Origin of the sequence: Candidatus Bathyanammoxibius amoris (genome assembly GCA_024451685.1) — a bacterium.
GTDB classification, from domain to species: Bacteria; Planctomycetota; Brocadiia; order Brocadiales; family Bathyanammoxibiaceae; genus Bathyanammoxibius; species Bathyanammoxibius amoris.
This window is the reverse complement of record JAMXCW010000015.1, coordinates 19,545-34,278: the sequence shown is the minus strand read 5'-3', so window position 1 is coordinate 34,278 and position 14,734 is coordinate 19,545. Positions and strand designations below refer to the sequence as shown.

At 53.9% G+C, this 14,734-nt stretch carries 18 protein-coding genes; all 18 read left to right on the top strand.

Annotation, left to right across the window (positions count from 1 at the left end; translation table 11 throughout):
* The first annotated feature begins 69 nt into the window (after positions 1–69).
* The 18 genes from NOU37_08360 (at position 70) to rfbB (ending at position 14,710) form a co-directional block, all read left to right on the top strand.
* Positions 70–1,230 (top strand): phage major capsid protein, encoded by a 1,161-nt coding sequence (locus tag NOU37_08360; GenBank protein MCQ4575243.1) that lies wholly within the window; start codon positions 70–72, stop codon positions 1,228–1,230.
* Between the two features lie 333 nt (positions 1,231–1,563).
* Positions 1,564–2,085, top strand: coding sequence for a head-tail connector protein (locus NOU37_08355; GenBank protein ID MCQ4575242.1), 522 nt, complete (start codon positions 1,564–1,566; stop codon positions 2,083–2,085).
* A gap of 233 nt (positions 2,086–2,318) precedes the next feature.
* A complete protein-coding gene (locus tag NOU37_08350) occupies positions 2,319–2,792 on the top strand; it encodes a hypothetical protein (GenBank protein MCQ4575241.1) in 474 nt (157 codons plus the stop codon).
* Positions 2,793–2,802: 10 nt separating this feature from the next.
* Positions 2,803–3,750 (top strand): phage tail tube protein, encoded by a 948-nt coding sequence (locus tag NOU37_08345; protein ID MCQ4575240.1) that lies wholly within the window; start codon positions 2,803–2,805, stop codon positions 3,748–3,750.
* 4 nt (positions 3,751–3,754) lie between these two features.
* Positions 3,755–5,734, top strand: coding sequence for a hypothetical protein (locus NOU37_08340; protein ID MCQ4575239.1), 1,980 nt, complete (start codon positions 3,755–3,757; stop codon positions 5,732–5,734).
* A complete protein-coding gene (locus tag NOU37_08335) occupies positions 5,731–5,955 on the top strand; it encodes a hypothetical protein (protein ID MCQ4575238.1) in 225 nt (74 codons plus the stop codon). The genes NOU37_08340 and NOU37_08335 overlap by 4 nt, the downstream gene beginning before the upstream one ends.
* Before the next feature lie 16 nt (positions 5,956–5,971).
* A complete protein-coding gene (locus NOU37_08330) occupies positions 5,972–6,355 on the top strand; it encodes a hypothetical protein (GenBank protein ID MCQ4575237.1) in 384 nt (127 codons plus the stop codon).
* 1 nt (position 6,356) lies between these two features.
* Positions 6,357–7,442, top strand: a complete 1,086-nt coding sequence (locus tag NOU37_08325; GenBank protein ID MCQ4575236.1) for a hypothetical protein — start codon at positions 6,357–6,359, stop codon at positions 7,440–7,442.
* Between the two features lie 53 nt (positions 7,443–7,495).
* Positions 7,496–8,029: a hypothetical protein gene (locus NOU37_08320; GenBank protein ID MCQ4575235.1), complete on the top strand. Its 534-nt coding sequence runs from the start codon at positions 7,496–7,498 to the stop codon at positions 8,027–8,029.
* Positions 8,026–9,024 carry a glycosyltransferase gene (locus NOU37_08315; protein ID MCQ4575234.1) on the top strand — a complete coding sequence of 333 codons (999 nt, stop codon included), beginning with the start codon at positions 8,026–8,028 and terminating at the stop codon, positions 9,022–9,024. The genes NOU37_08320 and NOU37_08315 overlap by 4 nt, the downstream gene beginning before the upstream one ends.
* Positions 9,021–9,272, top strand: a complete 252-nt coding sequence (locus NOU37_08310; GenBank protein ID MCQ4575233.1) for a hypothetical protein — start codon at positions 9,021–9,023, stop codon at positions 9,270–9,272. Before NOU37_08315 ends, NOU37_08310 begins: the two co-directional genes overlap by 4 nt.
* Positions 9,273–9,292: 20 nt before the next feature.
* Entirely contained in the window at positions 9,293–10,057 is a 765-nt protein-coding gene (locus tag NOU37_08305; protein MCQ4575232.1) for a glycosyltransferase, read from the top strand.
* Positions 10,058–10,129: 72 nt separating this feature from the next.
* Positions 10,130–10,324, top strand: coding sequence for a hypothetical protein (locus tag NOU37_08300; protein ID MCQ4575231.1), 195 nt, complete (start codon positions 10,130–10,132; stop codon positions 10,322–10,324).
* 163 nt (positions 10,325–10,487) lie between these two features.
* Positions 10,488–11,858 carry a hypothetical protein gene (locus NOU37_08295; GenBank protein MCQ4575230.1) on the top strand — a complete coding sequence of 457 codons (1,371 nt, stop codon included), beginning with the start codon at positions 10,488–10,490 and terminating at the stop codon, positions 11,856–11,858.
* A gap of 2 nt (positions 11,859–11,860) precedes the next feature.
* Positions 11,861–12,304, top strand: coding sequence for a hypothetical protein (locus tag NOU37_08290; GenBank protein MCQ4575229.1), 444 nt, complete (start codon positions 11,861–11,863; stop codon positions 12,302–12,304).
* A 16-nt stretch (positions 12,305–12,320) separates the two neighbouring features.
* A complete protein-coding gene (locus NOU37_08285) occupies positions 12,321–12,572 on the top strand; it encodes a hypothetical protein (protein ID MCQ4575228.1) in 252 nt (83 codons plus the stop codon).
* A gap of 1 nt (position 12,573) precedes the next feature.
* Complete coding sequence (locus NOU37_08280) at positions 12,574–13,410, top strand: sugar phosphate nucleotidyltransferase (protein ID MCQ4575227.1); 837 nt, start codon at positions 12,574–12,576, stop codon at positions 13,408–13,410.
* 355 nt (positions 13,411–13,765) lie between these two features.
* The gene (rfbB, locus tag NOU37_08275; GenBank protein ID MCQ4575226.1) at positions 13,766–14,710 is read left to right on the top strand and encodes a dTDP-glucose 4,6-dehydratase; all 945 of its coding nucleotides are present in this window, start codon (positions 13,766–13,768) and stop codon (positions 14,708–14,710) included.
* Positions 14,711–14,734 lie beyond the last annotated feature (24 nt).

The following is a 14,734-nucleotide window of genomic DNA, read 5'->3' as shown; positions in this document are numbered from 1 at the left end:
CCCTTTGGCCGCATTAGTGCAGAATCTGCAATTGTAACCGAACGTAATTACCGCAAAGGAGGAATTTGGATGAATAAGGAAGTCACACAGAGGGTAAATGTCCTTGAGAAGATGCTGAAGGGCATGCCCGGCGAACTTGAAAAACACAAGGAGTCCCTGGCCGACAGGATAGAGGGTATGGTGAAGAACAGGCTGAATGACGCCGTACATAAAATGGTCAGGAGCCCAAGGAAGCTGGAATTCCCCTCGAAGTGGGCAGGGAGTGGTGAACCGAGCAGGTTCAGCTTTGGCCGCCTCTTCAAGGCAATGTCAACAAAGGACTGGACGGGGGCGCGCTATGAGAGGAAGGCACTGGGCGAAGGGACCGGTTCGGCAGGCGGCTTTCTTGTACCGGAAGAGCACGTCAGTGAGGTTAAGGACCGCATAACGGCCCAGGCGGTTATCAGGAGGGCGGGCGCTACCGTTTATCCGATGGCTACCGACACCCTCAACATACCAAAGATTTCCGGTGGCGCCATGGCATACTGGATAGGTGAGAATGCGCAGATAACGTCCAGTGACCAGACCGTCGCGCAGTCGCAATTGGTGGCAAAGGTACTGGCGGCGATGGTTAAGGTGTCAAACCAGTTGCTGCAGGACTCCTCCGGCGCCGCAGAGGCGGCCGTACGCAGGGACATTGCCAAAGTGCTGGCCCTTGCCGAGGATATCGCCTTCATCGCGGGCGATGGGACATCCAATCAACCACTGGGCATCATGAACACCAGCAACGTGAACGAGGTAACTCTGGGCGCAAACGGTGGAACGCCGGATTTTGACGATATATACGATGCGCTCTACAAGGTAGAACTCAACAACGGCGCCGCATCCGCATGGTTGATGCATCCCAGGACCAAAAACACCCTGAGGAAAATAAAGGACTCTAACGGGCAGTACATCTACAACGTCTCGCCCAGCCTGAAGGAGCCGGACAGCCTGATGGGTATACCGGTGCATCTCACCACCCAGATACCGACAAACCTGACTGTCGGCAGTTCAAGTGACTGTTCCTACATACTCTGCGGCCAGTTCGACGAGGCCATTATAGGCGAGCGGCTGGGCATGGAGTTCGCCGTAGACCAGTCGGGCACGGCCTTTGAGTACTATCAGTCGTGGATAAGGACCATATCCAGGCTGGACTTCATCCTGAGGACCCCCGAGGTCTTCTGCAAGGTCACAGGCGTAAGGCCGTAGTACAGCGGCCGCAAGGGCCCAGAGTGCCGGGGTCACGGAACGTTGTTGTTTCCCCCCTGCAAGAGAGGTGTTTTACCTCTGGTGCAGAGTTGCCCTCCTCAGACGTGACTGCCGGCACCACTCGGCCTCACCAGAAATTAAGGGTTTTTAAGGGCAGGAGTGTAAAAATGCCCTGCTATTCAGTTGGAGGGAAAATGTGATGACTATCAAGGACTACAAAGACAAGATGGTCCATTTAAAGAAGACCACCCGGAAGGCGGCATGCCGGAATACGTCCAGACACGCCACGGGCAAGAAAACCAGTACCGCCAGGACATAGACAGGTAAAAGACAATGTCTCTTACTACGGTGACAAACGTGAAGGATTACCTTGGCGTCGCGGGCAGCTCTGACGATGCGCTCATAAGCAGGCTGGTGGATTGGGCCACTGACCTGATCCACTCCTACTGTGGGCGCACCTTTACAGAGGGCACCTACGACGAGTACTACGACGGTGATGGGACAGAGGGGATATTGACCAATCAGTATCCAATCTCCACTGTCACCTTGCTGGAGGTCGATAGCATCGAGAAGGATGCATCGGCATACACACTTTACGGCCAGCTTGGACTCTTGAAGCTAAACTCCGGGACATTTTCCAGAGGAAAGAAGAACGTGCGGCTTCAGTACACAGCCGGTTATGCCAGCATTCCGAAGGACCTCGACCAGGCTGCCATCGAGCTGGTGGCCATGAAATATTACGACCGGGGCAGGAACAGGCTGGGTATAAGTTCTAAAGCCGGTGTTTCGTACATATCGCATCTGCCCGATGAGATAAAGGTAGTCCTGGATCTCTATAAGAGATACAGGTTCTAGTGGTTCAGTTGGGTGAACAGGGATTTCCTAGACATTTGCTTATAGAGTCCGTGCGGACATCCACCCGGCCGCCCCCAATATAGCGGATTTTAGGTCTAAGGTAGACGGTACCCGCACGAGTGACGAAGCGACGGGGTTTGCCTCCGTCCGAACAAGTTTTTGCGTTTTTTGCGTAATGACTATTGCGCACTGCCGTTAATCATGTGGCACGGGAATATGGAGGTTTCTTGCAAATGATTGAAGACGTCGTAGACCAGGTGAAGACCTTTTTACAAACTAATATGCCGGGAAAGCTAGACACCATCGATACCGAAAGGAACGACGGAATTACCCTCGATGACATACAGGGATACTTCGTTGAAAGAGAGCACCAGGACCCGTCGTATCCAAACATAACGGTGGTCGGCCTGGAAACATCGACAGGTAATATCCTCTCCAGCAGGCGGGAATTGAAACACAGGATCTCAGTGGAGATTACCGACAGAACGGTAAGTGTCGATACAGACATCCTGCAAAAGAAGCTATGGCGCTATGTGGAGGCGGTGGAGAGACTGGTGAGCACCGACCCCACCCTGAGCGGCAATGTAATAGATTCGGCGATACTTAGCCATGAGTATCCCGAAGAATCCGCACGTGCAGACGCATTTGTAAAGACTGCAAGGGTCGTACTCACGGCCCTGGAAAGACCATCCGTAGGGGCGTATTAAGTAGACACCGATGCCACAGTCCAGAGGAAATAGTACCAGGCTTTCCTATGTAGAAGAAACCACATTCGGGGTAACCCCTCCAAGCCCCCAGATGAGGCTGATACCCTTTACCGCCGAGGGGCTTGGTGTCAGGGGCAGCGCCTTTATGCAGGTTAAAGACGGTTCGGAGAGGATGTCTACGGGTGCCGGGTCTGGCCACATCGACACAGGCGGCAAGGTTGCACTTGACATAGAGCTTGATTCCATTGGCACACTTCTCAAGCACAGCCTCGGAAACGCCAGTACCAGCGGTGGTGGCGCACCCTATACACACGTCATCACGGGTGGCAGCAGTCTCCCTCCCGGCCTCTCCATAGAAAAGGGTTTTAACGACGTCGGGAGTTTCCTGTTGTTTAAAGGGTGCAGGATAGACACACTGCTACTCAATTTCCCCGGTGACGGTGGCCCGGTTACGGGCCTGCTTGATATACTCTCAAAGACCGCAGACACGGCTACCGGCTCGGTTGCTTCCTCCCTGTTAGAAGGCGAGGGTGCGCCCATTTCATATCAGGTCAGCATACAGGACGGTGCCGGCGTACTGAACAACGTACTTAACGCCAAGCTTGTCATCGCAAACCAGCTTGACAGGAACGGTTTTGTTCTGGGCCAGAGGGAGAGATACTCCATCAGCGAAGGTCTCAGGTACGTATCAGGCACTTTGACGCTGGAGTTTGAGGATTTCAGTTATTACAACAGGTTCAATGACCTCAGCACCTCTTCCCTGAAGATTACCGCGGTGCAGGGTAGTTTCTCTATGGAGATTTTATTGCCCAGGATAGTTTTTAACGTCAGCGCCCCCGTGCCTGAGGTCAAAAACTCGGGTCCTCTCGTGAGTGGACTCCACTTCGCAGCCTTGAAGGACACTACCGAGGCGACGGACATAAAGATAACCTTAATCAACAATCAGCCGGCAATTTGAAATCATGGTAAGCATCACTGAAAACCTGCAAAAGATTAAAGTAAGCCACGGGCTTGATGCACTCTCAGAGACGGCTACAGTGGAACTGGACAGTTTTTCAGGGGGTTATCAGCCCGGCGACACCATACAGTTCGACGTAGCGGGAGAGCAACGGGAATTCGTGGTCGAAGGGATAAGCAAAGAACTGGGCACTGACGGCTGGTCTCAGAGCCTCAGCCTGCTCTCACCCATGCAGCTTGAGGGCAGGAAATCACCCAAGAAGAAGCAGATATTCTTCACCCTCTCTCAAACGCAGTATGACGACTTTCGAAAGGATTATGCTGGGAGTGAGGCACAGATAGAATATCGTCCCTGGATACTTATCGGTGACGAGTTCGGTGAACGTGGCTGGAATTCCAATCAGATTATAGAGACGCTGGGACAGATGGCCGGTACCGTCGTGCACTCCAGCCTGCCCGCCTACTGGGTAAAACAGTTTACCGTGGAACCCGGTACTCCCATTCTCTCAGCGGTCAAGACACTCGTAAGCCCGATGGAGCCTTTTATCTATAGTGTAGCTGGTCATGTCTTCATCACCGAAGGCGGTGCCGCTGAGTATGCCCTTGACGCAGAAAACGTGCTGGAGCTAAGCGGTGTCCGGATGGTCAGGGAGGAGGTAATCAGGAAAGAGAAACCCTCCCAGATAAGGCTGCGCGGCAACGTCGGTCGCTTCAGGCCCGAGAGGTTCAAGGGACCGATTACATCAGAACCGTACCAGTGGGTACTCGACAGGATTGGAGACCGCTGGATAGGGAACTATGCCTATGGTATCGAAAGGGAATACTTCCTAACACAGGCCGATTCCACAGGTACACCTTACAGTGTCAGTACACCCGGAAAACGCGTTTACGCGACTTCAAAAGCCATCACAATATGGGGTCCAAACCCTTATGGTCTTACGTATGACGTCGACACATTCATTGTAAACGGCTACTCCGAAGAGGAGGTCTCGATACTTAAGGGTAAGGACATATTCGGCAATGCCTCCTTTACTCTAGGTGAGACACGCTCCACATATAAGTATCGTTATACGCTATCGGGACCGAACCGTGTCCTTTTCTCCAGGGAGAAAGCGGCTTTCATCTATGAGAATACACACTGGAGCTTTGCCGCACCACGTGAGTACGGCAACGTTGTAGGACGCAGGTTCTATGCCATTCCCGGCCGGATTACTTCACTGGACCAGATGGTTTTCTTTCCGCAATACGGACAGGTGGTATTCGGCCTCTTTGAAAATTTGGAAGAAACCCGCACCGATTACTGGTACACCCGTGAAGGTGAGCTTGCAGCCCAAGTCACCACCACGGAAGCCGTAGTCTATACCGATGATGGCGTCACCCACAAAGAACTTAAATCCATGGCTAAAGACGACATCTCGCCCTGGGGTATACTTGGAAGGAAGATTACCAGAGAAGAGTCCATTTCCTACACCCAGATAAGCAAAGATTCTTACGGCATGCGCAGGGTACTGTCAAGCCTCGGTCCCGACGGCAGGTACGATACGGACGTTGCGACACAGATAGTCCAGGCCGGGGCGGTCCAGGGTTCGCCTGTGCAGTTGCGTAAGATGCAGACCTACGCAGAAAGGGGAGCCGCCTCAAGGGGCAGCGCGTCCGATGCGACTGCGGTCATGGATACGCCCTCCAGGGAATTGTCCATCAACACACCAAGCTGGGAGTCACTGGAAAACATATTGCCGTTTCTGGAAAAGAGGTACGGCAAGGACGAGGTGTTGAGGACGTATCAGGTAATGGGGGAACTTAACGTGCATGTGGGCCTGCAAATAGACATGGAGTCAATGTCAAACCTGGACGGCTCGGAGCAGATTCCCATCCCTGCACTCGACCCGGATTTCAAGCCCGTAGTGGTGGGGTACGAGATACAGAAGGACGTAACAAGCGGAAAGGCAGTCACCACACTTGTAGTAAGGGGGCGGTTACAGTGACACGACACCAGCAACTCACGGGCATTGGAATAGAGAGGCCTCAGGACGCGGAACGACGCAAAGACGTAACGCTGGCCTACGGTATCAGTGGAACCGTGGGTTCACGCGGCCTGATGCTCTCCACTGCAATGAGGAACCGTTTTGACAGCAATAACGTGGGGATTGTAATAAGTCTGGGCGACAACCCGGATGAAATATTGTATCTAGGACAGATAACATAATAAGGAGGAATCTTGGATGAGAGATCTGATGGGAGAGGTAAAGGTTGCCGGTCTTTTTTCACCGCTGGCCCGGACTTCCAGCGGCAACGGCACCGCCATTGACACACATGGCACTGACTACGGTAATCCCAGGGAGCTGGTATGCTTCCTTGACGTCGGCGCGGCCGCGGGGACGTCACCTACACTTGACGTCAAGTTGCAGGACTCGGACGATAACTCCAGCTTCTCGGATATCTCAGGCGCTACCTTTACGCAAAAGACCGATACCGGTTCGGAGGAACTCAGTGTAACCGGTTTCCGCAGGTATGTCAGGGCAACGGCCACTATCGGCGGCACATCGCCCAGCTTTACCTTTGGTGTGGTAGCAGTGGCCGGAAAGCCGAGGAGCTACCCCGTCTAACATGTCCAGCACACGCAGAGAGTTTGTCTATAAAGACGAGGCCGGCAGGTACAGCCTGGCCTTTGAAGCGAAGAGGACGGGGGACCGGGTCATAGGCCCGGGAGGAGTATTATCGGCAGAAAGGGTAATACCCGAGCCAAGATACTCACCCCCCCGCCTCTTCAGCCCCCGGCGGCAGATGAAGACCGGAAGACGACTGGCCTACCTTTATTTAAGGGGCGTCATCTTCTACGCAGAGGAGGGCAACAGCCCGGCCACCGGCTGGGTCAGGTACAAGAAGATATGGCCCGTTCTTAAGGATGAGTACCCTGATGATCTCGACGCCTTGGTGGACAGGATACTCGGTAACAAGCTGAAAATGTCCACGGATATACCGATGATTGAAGAGTATCTTGTGCGTGCCGACAATTTCTTCATCCTTGGCCAGACGGCCTGGTTTTCTAACCGCTTCCACTTCTATTCAGGCTCGCTGACGGACGGTAAACATTTCAGGGGCACCGTCAGCAAGGTTGCCGGGGTACCGAAGGACAATAACCCCGCAAGTGATTACAACCACGTAATCAGGTGCTGGGTATATCAGGAGGCCCCCTCAGTCTCAGCCGGATACAGGATGCTTACGGAGGAGAGGGTGATGAGGTCTTCCAGTTTCAGAAGGGCGTATGAGAACAACAGGGCCATCATAAATGAGTACGTGTCCGCCGACCTGAAAAACTGGGCGTTTAGCCGCACCGTGGGAGAAGACCTGAGAATCGACCCCAAGGACCATTATAATAAGACACCCATCGCCGGGCTGCCGGTAAACTACCTGCCCAGAATATCTGAACACACGGTGTCTTCCGGCATGGACTCACAGCTTACGGGCCTGAGTGACCGGCTCAAGGAAATCAATCCGCAGCCCGCTGAGATATACATCGAGAGGGCCGCAGGCGGGTACAGGGCATATATCAACAGGTACGGCATCAATACCACATGGACGTCTGCCGACGGTATAGGCTGGGTGCAGGAGTCAACCCTGAACTTCGCCTACTCCCGGCAGGCAGAGCTGGTAGCGCAAACCTCGGTGGTTTCACTGGGGAAGAAGAAGTGACAAAATAAGTAAAAGAAAGCTATGATAAATTTGATTTTTTTCCTGGGTGAGAAATGGCACTGTTAGATGAATCACGGCTGCAGATAAACCACCGGAACCCGGTCTACCTGGACGGGAGGCTGTTCTCCATAAAGGAACAGCAGATGGACGTGGAGTGGCTTCAGCAGGAGGCGGACAACTGGAGCATGTACGCACACCTGACGCCGCTCAGACTCTCGAGCGACCCGGGCAACTGGGTACCCATAAAATCAACGGTCTCTTACAGTAATATTAACGACCCATCAGGCTTCGCGGCCCACTATACCCTGACCTGGATGGAAAAGCAGGGCGTACCAAGGCCCAAAGTAAACCTTGAGGCCGTCTACGCCTCAAGCATTGCCCTGGGCATGGTACCGGGGCTTTTCATGAGACAACTCTTTATCGCCAGTATAGCCGCCATGTGGGTGGGCATCCCCCCCTGGGTTGAGGAGGTATGGTCCTTCGAGTGGACGCCGGGTATGGGCGACGGCTTTGCGCGCACACTGCCTTCCGTGGAAAGACAGACGCAGCTCTACGTAGACCTTCTTATGGAGCATGCCCTTATATGATGAAGATACTTTATGTCTCACCGCTTGCAAACGCCTGCACCTATTACAGGTGTACACTCCCTGCCCGCCACCTCCGCAAGAGAGGCCTGGCGGAGACCCGGGTGGTCTCTGGCATCGCGAAGGAGTACGTAGACTGGGCCGACCTCGTTGTTGTCCAGAGGGTGGTCGGCGACCTGATATGTCACGTAGTCAGATACTGCAAGCTTGAGGGCAAGAAGGTGGTATACGAACTGGATGACAATATATTTAAATATCCCGACAGTGTGGAGTACGTGAGGAAGGGACTCCAGGCTGAGACGTTGAGCGCCCTGCGGATTACGCGCAGTGTGGACGCAATAACGACCTCCACCGACGCCATCGCCGAGACCGTCAGGGAACTGGTGGACACCCCCGTCTACGTACTGCCGAACCAGATAGATTTTGCCGACATCGAGCGCATGAACTTCTCCGCAAGGAAACAGCTCTCCGTCGGCTGGGCCGGCGGCCATTATCATGTCCAGGACCTGGGTCTGGTGGAGCAGGCCCTGGAGAGTGTTTTGCAGAAATACCCGGAGGTCGTCCTCATCATGTACGGCGCCTGCCCGAAGGGGCTTTACGAGAGGGAGAACACGCGGGTATTTCTGCAGCCCTTCATGCCGATAGAAGAATTTCACTTCTGGATGGCGTCGTTCAGGTTTGACGTCGGGATAGCGCCGCTCTATAAGACCGAGTTCGCCAGGTCACGGTCTAACCTGAGACTGCTGCAGTACGCGGCCATGAAGATACCGATAGTCGCAAGCAACTACGGCGAGTACGGCAAGGCATTATGCAATGGACTGGCCGGCATAACCGCAGAAGACGACCAGTGGGTCGAGACGATTAGCCGTCTGATAGAGTGCCCGGAAGAGAGGACTCAACTGGGAGAGGCCGCGTATGGTTATGTCAGGGAAAACTATGACATAGAGAAGGGTGTTGACCGCTGGTCAACCGCTTACGGGGAGGTACTGGCACGATGAAGGTGTGTGACGCACGGATGTTGGAGGAGATGCGGCGCATGGCCGAGCAGACGGTTAGATTGTCGGAAGAAGTGGCGCGACTGGATGAGCGTGTCGGCGGCTTTGAGGACAAGTTTACCATCTTTCTGAGGGACCACAACGACCTTGTCAGACTGAAGTCGCAGTGGAAGCTCCTGGCCGGCCTGTCGGCCTTCTTCGGCTCCGCCTTTGTTACCATGCTGGTGCACTATTTAAGAGGAACGACGTAGGAAAACGCCATACATTCAACATGATAAGCATAATATTAACCACGTACAACCGCTGTGAGTTCCTGAGGGATTCGCTTCAGACGCTGGCCGAGCAGGATTACCCCGGCACCACTCAGCTCGTCCTATGCGATGACGGCTCCACAGACGGGACCCTTGAGGTGGCCGGGCAATTCAGGCAGGATTTCGACGATTTCCAGATAATCCGGGAGAATCCCACAGACGGACAGAGGCTTAGCGAGGTGCGCTATGTAAAGCTGATAAATAAGGCCCTTCCGCTCTGTAAAGGGAAGTACATTACTTACGCAACCGACGACGACCTTTATCATCCGCAGCGAAACCGGACTCTGGCGGAATTCCTTGAGAGCCGTCCTGACGTATTCCTGGCCTATCACTATATGAAGGTCTTCAGGGTTTCCAGAGATAAAGATTACCTGGAGGCGATTTGGGACCTGTCGCACGAGTGGACACCGGGGCTGAGATACTGGGTCGAGAACATCCGGAACTACATAGACCATTCTGCGATGATGCACCGTAACATGTTCAGAGACAACATAAAGTGGGATGACGACACGCGTTACATGAAGTGCGGAGACTGGGGTTTCTTGAAACGGGTCCTTGCCGCCGACAAGAAGGTTGCGCATGTGCCGGAATATCTGGCAGTTGGGAGGAAGATCACCGGCATGAGCGTACACTTCGACGGTGTTGAGAAATATCAGGACACGGTGAGAAACATTGATACGGAGAGGAAGATGGTTGAGAAAAAAGGGGTAGAGTGCTATCCTTAAGATTAGAAGAAAGCGCTGTGTTTAACCACAGGCACCGCTTCTGCAGTGACCAGGAAAGGAGGCCTGAGCAGGATGGAGATTAATCTGGACCCTGGATGGGATGAGACGGTAGTCAACCTGAGCGGCCCTTGTAAACTGGACGTCACGAGGGAGGGTGTCACCGTGGCGTCGATAGAGGTGCCGTCCGGAAAGGTGTACAGGCTCACTGTAAAGCGACAGGGTATGATGCCGGAACATTTCCTGACCGAGGCGTCAACGATTAAATAAAAGGTAGTCATAAAATAAACGGTAACTGAAGAATTCCCCGGCAATAGACCGGGGGATATCCTTAGGCCCGAAGGGATTTCAGAAATGAAGGCCCTCGGGCTTTTTTTGTTTGCACTTTTGACGTGATCACAATTCCACATTTGAATAATCGGCGGGAGGTAACATGAGAGGCGCTGGTAAGATATGGCCCATTGCCTGTTGTCTGACCCTTGCAATGGCTTTAGTCCTGTGTACGTTTGATTATGTGTGGGCCCCCGTGAAATACAGGCTGGACACAGGGGACGTAATAGACTTCACCGCAGTCACAAAGGCAAATCAGGGCACGGGCTCCGGCCTTGACGCCGACCTGCTCGACGGCATGCAAGGCTCTGAATATCTCGCAAGCTCCGGCAGTCTTGACAACACCTTCACCATCGGTGACGCCAACGACACCGATAAATACTACAAGTTTGACAAAGGCGGGTCAAACCTGCCGGGTCTCAGGTGGAACGCTCAGGGCGGCAAGGTCCAGGTCTCACACGACGGCACTTCGTACCAGGATTTAGGCGGCAACCCTGTTACGGAAGAGGGTGACACACAGAAGGTCGCGAACACCGCAACACTCGATTTTGACGCCTCCGATTTTATAGTTACCGAGTCACCCACCAATGAGGCAAATGTATCCCTCGAAGACACGGTTAAATTCAGCGGTAAGACCACCGACGACCTCTCAGAGGGTTCAACTAATCTCTACCACACGGACACGCGATTTGATACCCGGTTTGGGACGAAGACCACTGATGATTTAAGCGAGGGCACGACAAACAAATATAATCCGTTCGGCATGGGGATAGACTCCTCAGAAATAACGGACGGTACAGTAACAGACACCGAGGTCTCCGGTACCGCCGCCATTGTAGAGAGCAAGCTCAATCTCAACTACGCCACCCATTCAAACGCCAACGACCCCGCCTCCGACGAGAAGGCGGCCCTGGCCGGCACGTCCGGTACGCCGTCAGGCACGAATAAATACGTAACGGATTCCGACTCACGAATGACCGACTCCCGGACGCCCACGACGCACGGGTCCGGAGCCCACGACTCTACGGTCGAGGCTACGGCCAACAAGGATGCCGCCAGCGGCTACGCGGGGCTTGACGGTTCTTCCAAGCTAACAGGCTCTCAACTTCCCTATGGAACTTCGGCGAATACTGCCTGTGAAGGGAACGACTCAAGACTCCCAGCCGCCGATGCGGTGATAAAGGGATGGGTTAAATTCGACGATACGGGCACGGCCGCCATCCTTGACTCATATAATGTGAGTTCTGTTACTGACAACGGAACGGGTATTGTCACCGTTAACTGGGACACTAATTTCGCAAATGCACACTACGGCGTTGCGGCGATCGCAGGTCTTTCGGGAGCGTCTGCCGCGATTGCTTCAGCCACATTGAGTGATTGGGCCGTTGGTTCAGTACAGATTAGGACTTTCAACGATGCCGGTACGGCTACAGACATGGACGTAGTAGGGGTCATTGCAATAGGAGACCAATAATAATGAGATACATAGGTGTCTTCTTTCTCTGTTTTATGTTGCTTGTTGATTCTGCCGAGGCGGGTAAGGTCAGGGTTTATTACAAGGCAGATAAATCCGTTATTGTGGTTTACCCCGCGCCAAACGCTCGGAAAGAAGGCGAGAATGAGCAGGCGTTTATGGACCGGGTATGTGCCAAAGCCGCTAAAACAGCAAGGGTAGAGGGTAGACCTTATGACGATATAGATTCTTCTCAGTTACCTTCAAGAGACTACAGAGGGGCTTGGGAAGGTACAAAAGGCAATCCCATTACTATCAGCCTCAGTAAGAGTGCCGCAAAGAGAGAAGAGAAAAAAGAAAGCCAGCTTAAGGCCCCTGTCATAAAGGCGCTTTTAAAAGTGCTGGCGGACAGATTCTCAATAGATATTGCCGTGCTTCGGCAACAAATAAAAGACGGTATGGATTAGGGCGAGGGTATCTAAAATGACTAACGGCTGGTTCCAACACGACAAACCCCTCTGGCTGCCGGAGGGGTCGATAAGGGCGCTGATAACGCTCACGCTGATAGGCACGCTGTGCGTCCTGCTCATAGCCAATATCGTATACGACATCGACAAGGACAGGTTTCATGCCTCCCTCGGCGTGATTGAGGCACTGGGCGGCGTAGCCTTCGGATACTACTTCAACAGCAGGAACGGACAGGGATCACGCGCATCCAATGAAAAGCAGGGCTGATATGGAGACGACAAAAGACATGAAAGGCGTAGTGTTGGCGGGCGGGCTTGGGACACGGCTGGGTCCGCTGACAAAGGTAACGAATAAGCACCTGCTGCCGGTCTACGACAGGCCCATGATACATTACCCCCTGAAGACCCTGATAGACGCAGGGATACGGGACATTATGGTGGTAACGGGCGGTTGCAGGGCGGGTGATTTCCTCGGACTGCTTAGGAATGGCAGGGACTTTGGCCTCAAGAGGCTTCACTACACCTATCAGGAAGGCGAGGGTGGAATTGCCGAAGCGCTGGCGCTGGCAGAAGACTTCGCAGACGGCGGGTCTATAGCGGTCATACTTGGGGACAATATATTCCAGAAGGACCTGAGTTGCCACGTCACGGCGTTCCTCGAACAGGAGCACAGCGCGCGTCTTCTCCTTGCGCAGGTTAAAAGTCCGCAAAATTTCGGGGTGGCGAGATTCGGCCCGCATACGCCAGGCATGATCGCAGCTCATGGACCGATGGGTAGGCTGGTCGAGATAATCGAAAAGCCCCGGACCCCGCCTTCCGAGTTTGCCGTCACCGGGTTTTATATGTACGACAGCGACGTCTTCGACGTCATCAGGGGTCTGAAACCCTCAGAACGCGGCGAACTTGAGATAACCGACGTGAACAACGCATACCTGAGGGCGGGTGAACTTGAGTACAGCATTCTGGACGGCTGGTGGATAGACGCGGGAAGTTCTCCGCTGAATCTGGCCATGGCTACAAGATTGGTGGCGGCCGGGGAAGGTGTTTGCTGCGACCCCACCAGCACAGGTGAGAGCGAACAGGTGCAGGAGGCATGTTTAGCATGAGTTAAGCCGCCGGACCATTAATACAGTCCAGTAAGTCGGTAACCGAAGAATCTCCCGGCCTCAGACCGGGGGATGTCAAGAGGTCCGAGGGAATTTTTCTCTAGGAACGATATCCCTCGGGCCTTTTTTTGTTTCAGTGCCTTGTTCTTTTCCGGTTCTGTGTTCTATGGGCGCCGCAGGGTCATGACAGAGGTCGTGCCAAAGGCAGAGCCGCCTTCCACACAAGCTGGCGGCCTTTCACCTTTGGCGTGACAAACCGGTCTCTGGTGGAACTCGCAACAGGCGATTCCGGGCCCTGTGGCCCCCTGAAATACTTTTTGGAGAGTTCTTTTTTAAACACTATCGGGTAAGCATCATGTCCACGTTGATAACAGGTGGAGCGGGTTTTATCGGGAGTCACCTTACAAGGCTCTTTCTCGAGATGGGTACGCAGGTCTCGGTCCTCGATAAGCTCACTTACGCGGGGAGTCTTGAGAACTTGAAAGGGTGTATGGCCCGGCCGGGTTTCAGGTTCTACAGGGGCGACGTTTGCAACCGGGGACTGGTGGAGCACGTAATGGATGAGTCCCGCCCGGAAAACATCGTTCACCTTGCCGCCGAGACCCACGTAGACAGGAGCATCATGGAGGCCGGTAGATTTCTCGAGACAAACGTCATGGGTACTCACTCTGTCCTCGAAGCCGCGAGGAGGCATGGTGTAAGGCGGTTTGTGCTCGTCTCAACCGATGAGGTCTACGGTGAATGTCTGGAAGGATCAAAGAAGGAGACGGACCCGCTCAGGCCCAGAAACCCGTATTCAGCCTCAAAGGCCGCCCAGGAACACCTGGCATATTCCTATCTTGTAACGCACGGCGTACCCGTGGTTACGGTTCGAGGATGTAACAACTACGGGCCTTCTCAGTACCCGGAGAAGTTCATCCCCAAGGTCATAACTAATGCCATCTCTGGCAGACCCGTGCCCCTCTACGGCCACGGCTTGCAGACCAGGGAGTGGATATACGTAACGGATTTTGCCGCTGCCGTCGCGCTCATTATGGATAAAGGCTCCTGCGGCGAGGTCTACAACGTGGGGAGTGGCGCCGAAAGGAAGAACCTGGCGGTGGCAGAGAAGCTCTTAGACGAGTTGGGCGCGTCAAGAGGACTCATCACGCACGTGCAGGACAGGTTGGGACACGACAGGAGATACGCCATAGATTCCACCAGAGTGCGAGGGCTTGGATGGCGGCCCGAGACCACTTTTGATGAGGGCATAAAACAAACGGTCGGCTGGTTCAGACGCAACGACTGTATAGCCGTATAGACAAACGCAACGCACATGAGCGAG

Coding starts and splice junctions, on each gene's coding strand:
- NOU37_08360 (MCQ4575243.1), top strand. CDS start 70: ATGAATAAGGAAGTCACACAGAGGGTAAATGTCCTTGAGAAGATGCTG.
- NOU37_08355 (MCQ4575242.1), top strand. CDS start 1,564: ATGTCTCTTACTACGGTGACAAACGTGAAGGATTACCTTGGCGTCGCG.
- NOU37_08350 (MCQ4575241.1), top strand. CDS start 2,319: ATGATTGAAGACGTCGTAGACCAGGTGAAGACCTTTTTACAAACTAAT.
- NOU37_08345 (MCQ4575240.1), top strand. CDS start 2,803: ATGCCACAGTCCAGAGGAAATAGTACCAGGCTTTCCTATGTAGAAGAA.
- NOU37_08340 (MCQ4575239.1), top strand. CDS start 3,755: ATGGTAAGCATCACTGAAAACCTGCAAAAGATTAAAGTAAGCCACGGG.
- NOU37_08330 (MCQ4575237.1), top strand. CDS start 5,972: ATGAGAGATCTGATGGGAGAGGTAAAGGTTGCCGGTCTTTTTTCACCG.
- NOU37_08325 (MCQ4575236.1), top strand. CDS start 6,357: ATGTCCAGCACACGCAGAGAGTTTGTCTATAAAGACGAGGCCGGCAGG.
- NOU37_08320 (MCQ4575235.1), top strand. CDS start 7,496: ATGGCACTGTTAGATGAATCACGGCTGCAGATAAACCACCGGAACCCG.
- NOU37_08315 (MCQ4575234.1), top strand. CDS start 8,026: ATGATGAAGATACTTTATGTCTCACCGCTTGCAAACGCCTGCACCTAT.
- NOU37_08310 (MCQ4575233.1), top strand. CDS start 9,021: ATGAAGGTGTGTGACGCACGGATGTTGGAGGAGATGCGGCGCATGGCC.
- NOU37_08305 (MCQ4575232.1), top strand. CDS start 9,293: ATGATAAGCATAATATTAACCACGTACAACCGCTGTGAGTTCCTGAGG.
- NOU37_08300 (MCQ4575231.1), top strand. CDS start 10,130: ATGGAGATTAATCTGGACCCTGGATGGGATGAGACGGTAGTCAACCTG.
- NOU37_08295 (MCQ4575230.1), top strand. CDS start 10,488: ATGAGAGGCGCTGGTAAGATATGGCCCATTGCCTGTTGTCTGACCCTT.
- NOU37_08290 (MCQ4575229.1), top strand. CDS start 11,861: ATGAGATACATAGGTGTCTTCTTTCTCTGTTTTATGTTGCTTGTTGAT.
- NOU37_08285 (MCQ4575228.1), top strand. CDS start 12,321: ATGACTAACGGCTGGTTCCAACACGACAAACCCCTCTGGCTGCCGGAG.
- NOU37_08280 (MCQ4575227.1), top strand. CDS start 12,574: ATGGAGACGACAAAAGACATGAAAGGCGTAGTGTTGGCGGGCGGGCTT.
- rfbB (MCQ4575226.1), top strand. CDS start 13,766: ATGTCCACGTTGATAACAGGTGGAGCGGGTTTTATCGGGAGTCACCTT.